This is a genomic window from Streptomyces sp. NPDC087844 (assembly GCF_044742785.1).
Taxonomy (GTDB): domain Bacteria; phylum Actinomycetota; class Actinomycetes; order Streptomycetales; family Streptomycetaceae; genus Streptomyces.
The window spans coordinates 229,479-242,128 of sequence record NZ_JBIUVD010000007.1; the positions used below are offsets into that span (position 1 = coordinate 229,479).

At 70.7% G+C, this 12,650-nt stretch carries 10 protein-coding genes; 3 read left to right on the forward strand and 7 right to left on the reverse strand.

What is annotated here, in order from left to right:
* Nucleotides 1-14: 14 nt before the first annotated feature.
* From ACIOKD_RS16960 to ACIOKD_RS16970, 3 genes are read right to left on the reverse strand one after another with little or no spacing between them, the layout of a single operon-like run.
* Nucleotides 15-1,226, reverse strand: a complete 1,212-nt coding sequence (locus ACIOKD_RS16960; protein ID WP_402084036.1) for an acyltransferase — start codon at nt 1,224-1,226, stop codon at nt 15-17.
* Nucleotides 1,226-3,562, reverse strand: coding sequence for a bifunctional polysaccharide deacetylase/glycosyltransferase family 2 protein (locus tag ACIOKD_RS16965; protein WP_402084038.1), 2,337 nt, complete (start codon nt 3,560-3,562; stop codon nt 1,226-1,228). The genes ACIOKD_RS16960 and ACIOKD_RS16965 overlap by 1 nt, the downstream gene beginning before the upstream one ends.
* Nucleotides 3,563-3,581: 19 nt before the next feature.
* Nucleotides 3,582-4,010 (reverse strand): hypothetical protein, encoded by a 429-nt coding sequence (locus tag ACIOKD_RS16970; RefSeq protein ID WP_402084041.1) that lies wholly within the window; start codon nt 4,008-4,010, stop codon nt 3,582-3,584.
* Between the two features lie 308 nt (nt 4,011-4,318).
* On the opposite strand from ACIOKD_RS16970, the gene ACIOKD_RS16975 reads away from it, so the two are divergent.
* Nucleotides 4,319-5,344: a chitinase gene (locus ACIOKD_RS16975; RefSeq protein ID WP_402084044.1), complete on the forward strand. Its 1,026-nt coding sequence runs from the start codon at nt 4,319-4,321 to the stop codon at nt 5,342-5,344.
* Nucleotides 5,345-5,395: 51 nt separating this feature from the next.
* Here the strand turns inward: ACIOKD_RS16975 and ACIOKD_RS16980 are convergent, their stop codons facing one another.
* Together ACIOKD_RS16980 and ACIOKD_RS16985 are read right to left on the reverse strand one after the other, a co-directional pair.
* Nucleotides 5,396-6,106: a response regulator gene (locus ACIOKD_RS16980; RefSeq protein ID WP_402084046.1), complete on the reverse strand. Its 711-nt coding sequence runs from the start codon at nt 6,104-6,106 to the stop codon at nt 5,396-5,398.
* Entirely contained in the window at nt 6,103-7,443 is a 1,341-nt protein-coding gene (locus tag ACIOKD_RS16985; protein WP_402084049.1) for a sensor histidine kinase, read from the reverse strand. The genes ACIOKD_RS16980 and ACIOKD_RS16985 overlap by 4 nt, the downstream gene beginning before the upstream one ends.
* Nucleotides 7,444-7,663: 220 nt before the next feature.
* Here ACIOKD_RS16985 and ACIOKD_RS16990 point away from each other — a divergent pair, with 220 nt between their 5' ends.
* A complete protein-coding gene (locus ACIOKD_RS16990; RefSeq protein WP_402084052.1) occupies nt 7,664-8,356 on the forward strand; it encodes an ABC transporter ATP-binding protein in 693 nt (230 codons plus the stop codon).
* Nucleotides 8,353-10,701 (forward strand): ABC transporter permease, encoded by a 2,349-nt coding sequence (locus tag ACIOKD_RS16995; RefSeq protein WP_402084055.1) that lies wholly within the window; start codon nt 8,353-8,355, stop codon nt 10,699-10,701. Before ACIOKD_RS16990 ends, ACIOKD_RS16995 begins: the two co-directional genes overlap by 4 nt.
* A 209-nt stretch (nt 10,702-10,910) precedes the next feature.
* Here the strand turns inward: ACIOKD_RS16995 and ACIOKD_RS17000 are convergent, their stop codons facing one another.
* Both ACIOKD_RS17000 and mqnC read right to left on the reverse strand, forming a co-directional pair.
* Complete coding sequence (locus ACIOKD_RS17000; protein WP_402084057.1) at nt 10,911-11,363, reverse strand: imidazolonepropionase-like domain-containing protein; 453 nt, start codon at nt 11,361-11,363, stop codon at nt 10,911-10,913.
* Between the two features lie 26 nt (nt 11,364-11,389).
* Complete coding sequence (mqnC, locus tag ACIOKD_RS17005; RefSeq protein WP_402084059.1) at nt 11,390-12,589, reverse strand: cyclic dehypoxanthinyl futalosine synthase; 1,200 nt, start codon at nt 12,587-12,589, stop codon at nt 11,390-11,392.
* Between the last annotated feature and the right edge of the window lie 61 nt (nt 12,590-12,650).

The following is a 12,650-nucleotide window of genomic DNA, read 5'->3' on the forward strand; positions in this document are numbered from 1 at the left end:
ACCTGCGGGGTCCCTCAGGGCAGCAGTCTCGGCTTCGTCTTCGCGGCCACGTCCTCCACCCACCCGCACAGCAGGATGAACACGCCGATGAGGATCCAGCCGATGCCGAACATGAACCACTGGCTCTCCAGCGGCAGATACGCCTCGAAGGCCGGGACGTTCCAGAACTGGTCGACCAGCGGGATGGCGAGTATCAACGCCAGCTCGTGCCAGAGGTAGACCGTCACCGCGCGGGCGTTGAAGATCCGCACGATCCGGTCGAGGCGCTTGAAACGGACCAGCCACGCGAAGTCGATCCCGAGGCGCGCCTTCGCGTACATCAGCAGGGTCACGAACCCCGCCGACCAGAACGCCTGCGCGTACGGGATGTCGTCGAGGTCGTACGAGCCCGTCTCGGCCTGGTGCGTGAAGGCGTACCAGCCGCCGTACCCGATCGCGGCGAGCGAGAGGACGACGACGGCGAACGGTTTCAGCCGATCGAGGACACCGTCGCGGTGCGCGAAGCCGAGGATCCAGCAGAACAGGTACGTGGCCAGGTCGATGAGACCGATGCCGAAGCGGTTGTCCGGCGGCGTCCAGAAGAACTGGACGACCACGATCGGGGCCAGCGAGAGGACCAGGACCGCGACCGGGGCCAGCCGGAAGACCCTCAGCAGCAGGGGCGACAGCAGGACGAACCAGAGGTACGTCCGCAGGTACCAGAGGATCTCCCAGGCCTGCTCGCCCCACGCGTTGCCCGGCGGGTCGCCGAGCGGCACGATCCAGTAGACGATCTGCCAACCGGGCATCCAGCCGTGGATCAGCATCGCGACCACGACGAAGAAACCCCAGAACCAGAAGGGCGGCAGGAGCCGGCGGACCCGGCTCCTGATCACCTTGAGGGCGGGCCGCTCCAGGGACTTCGCCATCAGGGTGCCGGCGAGCGCGAACATGATCCCCATGGAGGGGAGGACCATGCCCGCCCAGGCCCAGCCGAAGGTGTGGTAGGTGACGACGCGGACGAGGGCGACGGCCCGGAGGGTGTCGAAGTACCGGTCGCGGCCCTTCGCGGTACGCCCCTTGCCGGTAAGCCCTGCGAACGGGGAGTCCGGCGGGGACTGCGGCGGGGACTGCGGCAGGGTCTCCGGCTCCACCCGCGGCAGGCGGGCCGGGTCCGGGACCGCACCGGACTCGGCGACGGCACCGGAATCGGCGACCGGGGGGCCGCCCCGGCGGTGCGAGCCCATCAGCCCACCCCCGCCGGTGTACCGACCTCTCCGGTGCGCTTCAGCTTCTGCCAGCGCAGGCGGCCGCCTGTGAGAGCCGTGATGCAGGAGTGGATCAGGACGAGGTACATCATCTGCCGGTACGCGAGCTGCTGCAGCGGCATCATCAGCAGATACCGGTACTTCTCCCGGTCGAGCCGGAACGCGTACGCCGCGCAGACGAGCTGGACGCACAGCACGGCCAGCCAGGCGAGCAGCGACGCCTTGAAGTCGATGAAGATCATCGAGTAGACGGTGAACACGTCGATCAGCGGGGCGAAGACGGGCGTGACGATCTGGAAGATCACCACCAGGGGCATGCCGACCCGGCCGAAGCGGCCCGAGGGGCCCTTGTCGATCAGGGACTTGCGGTGCTTCCACAGCGCCTGCATGGTCCCGTACGACCAGCGGTAGCGCTGGGACCACAGCTGCTTGAGGGAGGCCGGCGCCTCGGTCCAGGCCTTGGCGTGCTCCTGGTAGACGACCCGCCAGCCCGCCCGGTGCATGGCGATGGTGATGTCGGTGTCCTCGGCGAGGGTGTCCTCGCTCATCCCGCCGACGCCGAGCACGGCCTCCCTGCGGAACGCGCCGATCGCGCCCGGAATGGTGGGCATGCAGCGCAGCAGGTCGTACATGCGGCGGTCGAGGTTGAAGCCCATCACGTACTCGATGTGCTGCCAGGCACCGATGATCGTGTTCCGGTTGCCGACCTTGGCGTTGCCCGCGACCGCGCCGACGCCGGGGTCGGCGAAGGGCTGGACCAGCTGTCGTACGGTGTCCGCCTCGAAGACGGTGTCGCCGTCCATCATCACGACGATGTCGTAACTGGCGTTCCGCACCCCGTTGTTGAGGGCGGCGGGTTTGCCCGCGTTCTCCTGGCGGATGACGCGCACGTTGGGCATCCCGAGCGCCTCGGCGATCTCCTTGGTGCCGTCCGTGGAACCGTCGTCCACCACGATGATCTCGATCGGGTGGGTGCTCTGCGCCAGCGACTTCAGGGTGTTGGCGATGCACTCCTTCTCGTTGTACGCGGGCACGATCACACTGACCGGCCGGGTGACGGGCTCCCCCCAGCTGAACCGGCGTTTGTTGCGCTTGCGGTAGTGCCTGCGGGCGAGGATCAGCATCATCCCGAAGCGGCCCATGACGGCGACGCCCACGACGGCAAGACCGGTCGCGAGCCCCGGTACGGTCCACTCGGCGACGGCGACCGCCGCGACGAGCGCCCTGCCTTCGTAGAGGGTGGTGCCGGTGGCGGTGCGGTGCGCTGCCTGGAGTCCGTTGCCTCCCTGGGCCCCCTCGCCTTGCTGGCCCTGCTGACCGCCGGGTGCCTCGCCGTTGCCGGGCTGCGCTCCGTTCCCCTGCTGGTTCGCGCCGGCCGCGGCGCCGGCGTCGTCGGAGGCGTCGTCGTCCGTGCCCGACTGCTGCTCCGCGGCGTCCGCCTGCTGGATGGCACCGCTGATGGTGGTGAAGGTGTAGCCCTTCGCCTTCATCTTCTTGATGTACGTGCCGAGCGCCTTGACCGTCTGCGAACGCTCGCCGCCCGCGTCGTGGAAGAGCACCGAGGCGCCCTTGTTCTTCGACGGCGTGGCCCACTTGATGATCTTCGAGACGCCGGGCCGCTTCCAGTCGTCGCTGTCGGTGTCGACGAAGACGCTGGTGTAGCCCTCGGCGCCGAGCTCCTTGTAGACGGGCCAGCTGTAGTTGTCGATGGCGTCCGTCTCCGAGGAGTACGGGGCACGGAACAGCGTCGTCGTGATGCCCGCCGCGCCCGCCAGGGCGAGCTGCGTCTGGTCCATCTCCCGCTGGATCCGCGAGTCGCTCTGGTACGAGAGGTCGACGTGCGTGAAGGTGTGGATGCCGACCTCGTTGCCCTGGTCGACCAGGTCGTTCACGATGCTCGGGTAGCGCGAGACCATCGAGCCGACCAGGAAGAACGTACCCGGGACGTCGTTCTCCTGCAGGATCTTCAGGATCTGGGGCGTCCACGTGGGGTTGGGGCCGTCGTCGAAGGTGAGCGCGATGGTCTTCTCCGGGACGGACCGGGACTGGGCCTCACCGTTCCTGAAGGAGAGGATCGGGCCGCCGTCGATGACGGACTCCGGGACCTTGCTGGAACTGGCGTCGCTGCGTACGCGCTCGTCGCCGCCGACCTCCGAGCGCAGATAGCCGTCCAGCAGCATCACGCTGGTGAGCGCGAGAAGGAGCAGCAGGGCGAGGATGACACGCGGTTTCTGCAGCGCCGCTGCCTTGCCCGCGGCCCGTGTCATCCGGGAGGGGGCCCGCCGGCGACCGCGCGAGGGCGTCGTACTAGCCATGAGTGGGGGTCCGTTCCGGTCAGTTGGCGGCCGCGGAGGCGGACGCGGACGGGGCGGAGACGGACGCCGACGGGGCGGCGGTGGGTGCGGCGCCGGTCGCGGCACCCGAGGGCGGGGCGCCGGTGGGCCGCGCGGGCGGACTGCCGTAACCGCCCTGCGGCTGGAGCCCGCCGCCCGGCCCGGAGTTCTGACCGCCGTTCGGGCCGCCTGTACCGAAGGGCAGCAGCGAGGACGGCGTGAGCGAGGGGCCCCACCCCATGAACGCCATGCCGAGCACGACCGCGTACCCGATACAGACGACGCCGAGGAGGATGCCGATCCGGCGCAGAAACCTGGCCCTGCGACCGGAGTTGTCAACGAACACGGGACCGTCCTCAGGCCCGTTGCCGCGTTTGCGGCGGCGGCCGCGCACTGCGGCGCGGGATTCGATGGCAGGCTCGGAATGCATTCCCCAGACATTAGGGAGCCTTTATGTGTCCGAAACTCTGATTCTGTTGTGAGACGGCCATGAGAAACGCCCGAGTCTGTCTTTTCCCTGAGAGAATCCTCGATCGCCGGTCCGGGCGAGGACCGCCGAGAAGATGCCCAATGTCCACATATTCATGTCCGGTTGACCCCATTTGCCGGGCTGTTTCTGTGCACCTTCCCTGAATCTGCTGTCTTCGTGCAGCAAGGCCGCCCGTGAGACATTTTCACTTCGGAAACGCGATTTGTTTCCATCCTGAGACGAGAATCACGAAAGTGGGAGCATGCGCGATGAGGACTTTCCTGAAGCCGGCCGCGGGGCTCATCTGTGTGATCGCCCTGGCCACCGCGGGGTGTTCCTCGGGGACGGACGACTCCTCCGACTCGGGCTCGACGAGCCGTCCGCAGAGCAGCGCGTCACCCTCCGAGAGTTCGTCGGGCACCGCTTACGCCCCGTACGTCAGTGCCACCACCGCCTCCGACAACGACTCGGCCGGCTCTCCGTCGACGTACAACCTGGCCTTCGTCATCGCTGACGGCAGCGCCTGTACGCCTTCCTGGAACGGCACGACCGCGATCGGCGACTCGGCGGTGAAATCCCGTATCTCGGCGCTGACCGAGTCGGGCTCGGCCGTGCGGGTCTCCTTCGGTGGGGCCTCGGGGAAGGAGCTGGCCTCGACCTGTGACAGCGCGTCGGAGCTGGCCGCCGCCTATGGGAAGGCGCTCGACGCCGCCGGGGCGACGGAGGCCGACTTCGACGTCGAGGGCACGCAGTTGACCGACTCCGACTCGGTCGCGCTGCGCTCCGAGGCGATCGCTCTGCTGCAGAAGGAGCGCGGGGATCTGGCGGTCACCTTCACGCTGCCCGTCATGCCGTCCGGTCTCGACGACGACAGCGTCGCGCTGCTGGAGTCCGCCAACGACAACGGTGTCGTGGTGTCCACGGTCAACATCATGACCATGAACTACGGCAGTTCGTACGACGAGGACATGGGCGACTACGCGAAAACGTCGGCGCAGGCGGCCCACGACCAGTTGGAGACGGTCTTCGGGTTGTCGGACGCGGGGGCGTGGAAGGGGCTCGCTCTGACCTCGATGCTGGGTGTCAACGACGTGGACAACGAGACGTTCTCGCTGGCGGACGCGGCGGAGGTGCGGTCGTTCGCGGAGGAGAAGGGGGTTGCGTGGGTGTCGATGTGGTCCACGTTCCGGGACCAGGAGTGTGAGGGCGACGATGCGTCCTCGGACGACGCGGCGACGAACTGCAGCGGGGTCGAGCAGGAGGCGGGCGCGTTCGCCAAGGCGTTCACGGGGTGATTCCCGGCCGGCCGGCACCCGCGAACCGCCCGGCCACCACGGGGTCGCCGGTCACCGGGACGGCCCGCTCCACGGCGCCGGCGGCCGGGCGCCGCCCTCCGGGGCGATCAGCCCTGTCTCGTACGCGAGGACCACGGCCTGTACGCGGTCCCGGAGGTCCAGCTTCGACAGGATGCGGCCGATGTGCGTCTTGACCGTGGTCGGACTGAGGAAGAGGCGCTCGGCGAGTTCGGCGTTGCTGAGACCGGTCGCGAGCAGGCGGAGCACCTCCAGTTCGCGTGGGGTCAGGCCCGACAGTTCGCGGTGCGCGGTGGCGGCCCCCGGCTCCTCGCGACGGGCGAAGCGCTCGATCAGACGGCGGGTGATCGAGGGCGCGAGAAGGGCGTCGCCGGTCTGCACCAGTCGTACGGCGGCCACCAGGTGCTCGGGACTGACGTCCTTGAGCAGGAAGCCGCTGGCGCCGGCGGTGAGGGCGGCGTAGACGTAGTGGTCGAGGTCGTAGGTGGTCAGGATGATGACGCGGGTGCTGTCCTGGCCGTCGGCGAGGATCCGCCTGGTCGCTTCGATGCCGTCCATCCGGGGCATCCGGATGTCCATGAGGACGACATCGGGCCGCGTGCGGTGGACCGCGGCGACCGCCTCGGCCCCGTCGGCCGCCTCGGCCGTCACCTCGATGCCGTCCGCGGCCAGGATCATCCCGAAGCCCGTCCGCACCAGGGCCTGGTCGTCGGCGACGACGGCGCGCAGGCCCGGCCGGCTCATGCGGTCCGCCAGGGGACCCGGGCCCTGATGCGGTAGCCGCCTGCCAGGGTCGGCCCGGTCGTCAGTTCGCCGCCGTAGACCGCCAGCCGCTCGCGCAGTCCGATAAGACCGGTGCCGGTGCGAGTGCCGGTGCCGGTGCCGGTGCTGTTGACGGTGGCGTCGGCGTTGCCCTTCGCCGTCGGTACGGCGTCCCGCTCGCCGCCGGTGTCGGCGATCTCGATCTCCAGCCAGTCCTCGGCGTAGCCGATCACGACGGACGCCTCGGCGCCGGGCGCGTGCTTGATCGTGTTGGTCAGCGCCTCCTGGACGACGCGGTACGCCGCGAGGTCCACCCCCGGCGGCAGCGGTTCCGGTGGCAGCGTCACCGCGATGCGCACCGGTGTCCCGGCGGCGCGTACCCGCTCCACCAGGGTGTCGAGCTGCGCCAGTCCGGGCTGGGGCTCGAAGCCGTCGAGTCGCTCGTTGTCCGGCACCGCGAGCAGGCCCATCACGTGGCGCAGTTCGGACATGGCGGCCCGGCCACCGGCCTCGACCGCGAGCAGCGCAGCCTTCGAGCGCTCGGGCGCCGCGTCCATCACCTTGCGTGCCGCTCCCGCCTGAATGACCATCACGCTCACATTGTGGGTCACGACATCGTGCAACTCGGCGGCGATCCGGGACCGTTCCTCCTCGACGGCCCGGCGCATGGCCTCTTCCTGGTCCTGTTGCAGCCGCGAGTAGCGGTCCTGGCTCGCACGCAGCTGTCGCTGCCAGAACCGGACGAGGCCGGCCCCCGCCCCGGCGATCAGCAGCACGACCGCCGGGCTCGACCAGCCCGGCAGGATGGGCTCCGTCTCCCGGAACGCGAGGCCGGCCAGCACAGCGGCGACGACCAGCGCGGCCATCGCCCGCACCCGGTAGCGGCTGTGGACGACGGCGCTGTACGCGCCGATGACACAGGTCACCACGTTCGTCCAGGAAGCGTCGTCGACCATGACCAGGGTCGCGCACAGCACGACGACGAAGGCCGCCAGCGGGTACCGGCGGCGGGCCGCCAGGGGCAGCGTCGAGAGCACGACGAGGGGCCAGACCGCCGGGGAACGCGTCGACTCCCGCACCACGACGGAGGGCTCGGGCCGCGGAGGCGGAGGCAGAGGCGGGAAAGCGTCCTGGTCGATCCGGACGAGCTGTCCGACGTCGGGAAAGCGCGCGGCCCAGAGCAGCGCGCCGACGGTCAGCACGACGGCCAGCACCACATCGAAGCGCACCGCCCGGGGTGACAGCGGTGCGGGTCCGGGCTCCGGACGCAGCGCGTCGCGCAGCTGCCCGACCCACCGACGCCGGCCTTCCGTCTCCATCAGCACATTGTGCGGCCCTTCCGCCCTCATCCGCGTCCGCCTTCGTGACCAAGTCACCGTCCCCCGGGCGTACTTCGCAGGGATGACGCCACGGCGGATCCTCCGCACGGAGGGCCTGACGTCGGTGCCGCGGACGACGCGCCCCGAACGCGCTCGCCCCTACGTTCGCTGAGCCGGCCAAAGCCAGCTCGCGCTCCCGACCGTAAGGCGGACAAGTCCCATGACTCACGTGATCGAACTGGAGGGCGTGGCCAAGCGCTACGACAGCGCCGGCGCTCCCGCGCTCGGACCGATCGACCTCGGCGTCGCCGAGGGCGAGGCCCTCGCCGTGACCGGCCCCTCCGGCAGCGGCAAGTCCACCCTGCTCAACCTCGTCGCCGGCCTGGACAAGCCGACCGAAGGCGCCGTGACCGTGGCCGGGCGGCGGATCGACCAGCTGAGCGAACACGCCCTGGCCCGCTTCCGCCGCGAACAGATCGGCATGGTCTTCCAGTTCTTCAACCTCCTCGACGACCTCACCGTCGCGGACAACATCCAGCTCCCCGCCCAGCTGACCGGGACGGGCAGGAAGAAGGCGGCGGCCCGCGCCGGTGAGCTCATGGAGGTGCTGGGCATCTCCAGGCATGCCCGCGCCTATCCGGGCCGGCTGTCCGGGGGCGAGCGCCAGCGGGTCGCGGTGGCCAGGGCGCTGGTCAACCGGCCCGCGCTGCTGCTCGCCGACGAGCCCACCGGCGCGCTCGACACCGCGTCGGGCCAGGACGTACGGGAGCTGCTGCTGGACCTGCACCGCGGCGGGCAGACCATCGTGCTGGTCACGCACGACCTGGCACTGGCGGAGTCCTGCGCCGGCCGCACCATCCATCTGGTCGACGGGCACCTCGCGCTCGACACGCACGCACAGGCCGTCCGATGAGCGGCGCTCTCGGCCGGGTCGTGCGCTCCGGGGTGGGCCGACGCCGGGTGCAGACCACGGTGATCGCCATCGCCACGATGATGGCCGTGGCCTCGGCGGTGGTCGCCGGGTCGCTCATGGTCGCCGCGAACGCCCCCTTCGACCACGCCTTCGCCGAGCAGCGCGGGGCGCACATCACCGCGCAGTTCGACCCGGCCGAGGTGAGTGCGGCGCAGCTCAGGAAGACCGGACAGCTGTCCGGGGTGAGCGCGGGCGCGGGCCCGTACCCGACCACGACGATCCGCCCGGTGGACGACCGGGGCGGCCGTCTGCCGCCGCTGACGCTGGTCGGAAGGACCGGTCCGCGGAGCAAGGTGGACGATCTGAATCTGAAGTCCGGCCGCTGGGCCGAGAAACCCGGCGAGATCGTGCTCACCGCGTCCGTCGCCGGACCCGCGTTCGGGCTCGGCACGGTCCTGAAGGCCTCGGACGCCGCGAACAGCCCGAGCCTGACCGTCGTCGGCCTCGCCATCTCGGCCAGTAGGACCGCGGACGCCTGGGCGACCCCCGCCCAGGTCGGCGCGCTGGGCTCGAAGGAGAGCCCGGTGACCAGCCAAATGCTCTACCGCTTCGACTCCGCGGGGACGAAGGGGCAGCTCGCCGACGGCCGCGAGCAGCTCCTCGCCGCCGTACCGTCAGGGGCGCTGGTGGGCACCCAATCCTGGCTGGACACCAAGCGGACCGCCGACCAGGGCGCGGCACCGACCATCCCGTTCCTGATCGCCTTCGGGGTGCTGGGCATCGTCATGTCGGTGATCATCGTCGGCAGCGTGATCAGCGGCTCGGTGGGCACCGGTCTGCGCCGGATCGGCATTCTCAAGGCCATCGGCTTCACCCCGCGCGAGGTCGTCCGGGCCTATGTGGCCCAGGCGCTGATCCCGGCCGCCGCCGGCATCGCGCTGGGCGTCGTCCTGGGCAACCTCCTGGCCATGCCGCTGCTGGCGGACACCGAGTCGGTGTACGGCACCGCCTCGCTCTCCGTGGCCTGGTGGGTGGACGTCCTGGTGGTGGCCGCCACCACGCTCATCGTCGGCGTCGCGGCGCTGGTCCCCGCGCTTCGGGCCGGCCGGCTGCGTGCCGTCGAGGCCATCGCGGTCGGCCGGGCGCCACGCACCGGGCGCGGCCAGTGGGCGCACCGGACGGCGGGACGGCTGCCGCTGCCGCGGGCGGTGACGTACGGCCTAGCGAGTCCCTTCGCCCACCCGGTCCGTACGCTCGCGCTGCTCCTCGCGGTGGCCTTCGGCACGGTCGCGGCGACGTTCGCGCTGGGGCTGACCTCGTCCCTCAACGCGGTCGGCGCCGCGTCGGACCCCGAGGAGCGGGCGGACGTCACGGTGATCGCCGGCAGACCGGAGGGCGGCCGGCCCCCGCCCGGCAGCCCGCCGGCTCCGAACGCCGACCCGGCCGAGGTGCGCGCCGCCATCGAGGCGCAGGCCGGTACCGCCTCGTACTACGGCCTGACGCAGGACGACGTCACCGTGCCCGGCATCTCCGGCACGGTCCGGGCCGGCTTCTACCAGGGCGAGACGGGTTCCGGCCGCTACGAGATGATCTCCGGGCGCTGGTTCGCGGCTCCCGGGGAGGCCGTGGTGCCCACCGGCTTCCTGGAGCGCACCGGCACCGGGATCGGTGACACGGTCCAGGTGACCTACGGGAAGCAGACGAAGACCCTGACGATCGTCGGCGAGGCCTTCGACACCTCGGACGACGGCCTGCACGTCGTCATGGACCTCGCCACCTTCGCCGGGACCGAGTCCCAGACCTTCCTCGTCGAGGTGAAGCCGGGCGTCTCCCCCGCCGAGTACGCGCAGAAGCTGGTCCCCGCGGTGCGGTCGCTGGGCGGCGATGTCATGGTCGACGCCCCCGACGAAGGGGAGAGCATGATCCTCATCCTGAACTCGATGGCGGTGCTGCTCACTCTCATGCTGGTCTCGGTCGCGGGCCTCGGGGTGCTCAACTCCGTGGTCCTCGACACCCGGGAACGCGTCCATGACATCGGCGTCTGCAAGGCACTCGGCATGTCGCCGCGGCAGACCGTGAGCCTCGTGCTCGCCTCGGTGGCCGGGATCGGCGTGCTCGGCGGCCTGATCGGCGTCCCGGCCGGGTACGCGCTGCACGGCTATGTGCTGCCGGTGATGGGACACGCGGCGGGCACCAACCTGCCGCCGTCGATCCTTGAGGTGTACGAGCCGTGGCAGCTGACTCTGCTGGGACTGGCCGGCATCGCCATCGCCATGCTGGGCGCGATGCTCCCGGCGGGCTGGGCGGCCAGAACCCGCACGGCCACGGCACTGCGCACGGAGTAACGACCGACGCCGACCGACAGCGCGCGCCCCTGGGGGGTGGGGCCGCCACCCACCCCCCAGGGGCGCGAGGAACTGCGCGACCAGCCACAACCGAGCCGCACCCACGAACCAACCCCAACCACCCACCCCCCAGGGGCGCGGGGAACTGCGCGACCAGCCACAACGGAGCCGCACCCGTCAACGCACAACCGGCGGAGCCACCACCCGCGCTACCGGCGCCGGTGCACCAACCGCCCCCCGCAGACCGTCGCGAGACACGCACCGTCCTCGGCGAACACCGCGAGGTCGGCCCGGCCCCCGTCGACGATCGCCACGGGGCGGACCCGGTCCAGGACCACCACCCCGTTGCGCTCGGCGGCAGATCGCACCCCAGCCGCGGACACGAACTCCGCCAGCACCGCCACCGCCCCCCGCCGCAGCACACCGTGCACCCGTTCACGCGGCGTCGGAGCGTCCGGCAGCGGGCCCTCGTGGACCAGCGCGGGCCCGAGCGTCCCGGGCCACCGCCGGACCCGGGCGCCCGGAAAGCGTTCCTGGAGCTCCGCCAGGGAACCCGTCGCGGCGACCCGGTCGCCTTCCACGGCGACGGCCCCGCCCGCCACCGGGTCGAAGCCGTCCCAGGTGTGCCGCAGCTCGTCCGCCGCGTGAATCGTCAGCGCCACCGGACCCAAACCCCTCCGCTCCGGGCCTAGTTGGAGGCGAGCAGCTTCAGCTCGGGGTGAGCGGTCCCGCCCTCGATCGCGGTCGACGAGATGTGCGACTGGACCCGGTCGTCGACGGGGTCGTTCGCCGGGTCGTCGTGGACGACGAGGTGCTCGTACGTCGTGGCCCGCTGCGCCGGGACGCGGCCCGCCTTGCGGATCAGGTCGATGATCTCCATACGGTTGGAGCGGTGCTTGGCACCGGCCGACGAGACGACGTTCTCCTCCAGCATGATCGAACCGAGGTCGTCCGCGCCGTAGTGCAGCGACAGCTGGCCGACCTCCTTGCCGGTGGTGAGCCACGAGCCCTGGATGTGGGCCACGTTGTCCATGAAGAGCCGCGCGACGGCGATCAGCCGCAGGTACTCGAAGAGCGTGGCCTGCGTACGGCCCTTGAGGTGGTTGTTCTCGGGCTGGTACGTGTACGGGATGAAGGCCCGGAAGCCGCCCGTCCGGTCCTGTACGTCACGGATCATCCGCAGGTGCTCGATGCGCTCGGCGTTGGTCTCGCCGGTGCCCATGAGCATGGTGGACGTGGACTCCACGCCCAGGTTGTGCGCGATCTCCATGATCTCCAGCCAGCGCTCGCCGCTCTCCTTCAGCGGGGCGATGGCCTTGCGGGGCCGCGCGGGCAGCAGCTCGGCGCCGGCGCCCGCGAAGGAGTCGAGCCCGGCGGCGTGAATGCGCTCGATCGCCTCCTTCGCGGAGACCTTGGAGATACGGGCCATGTGCTCGACCTCGCTCGCCCCCAGACTGTGGATGACGAGCTGCGGATACGCGGCCTTGATCGCGGAGAAGTGCTTTTCGTAGTACTCGACGCCGAAGTCCGGGTGGTGCCCGCCCTGGAACATGATCTGCGTGCCGCCCAGCTCGACGGTCTCCGCGCAGCGGCGCAGGATGTCGTCGAGGTCGCGCGTCCAGCCCTTGTCGGTGGCCTTCGGCGGGGCGTAGAACGCGCAGAACTTGCACGCCGTGACGCAGACGTTCGTGTAGTTGATGTTCCGCTCGATGATGTACGTCGCGATGTGCTCCGTACCGGCGTACCGGCGGCGGCGTACGGCGTCGGCCGCGGAGCCGAGTGCGTGCAGCGGGGCGTCGCGGTAGAGGTCGAGCGCCTCTTCCGGGGTGATCCGCCCACCCTCGGCGGCACGGTCGAGGACGGACTGAAGGTCGGCCTTCTCGGTCACCGGAGCGGTCCCTTTCATGGGGGTGTGGACGGACTCAGCCAGCGTACGCCAGCCGATGTGA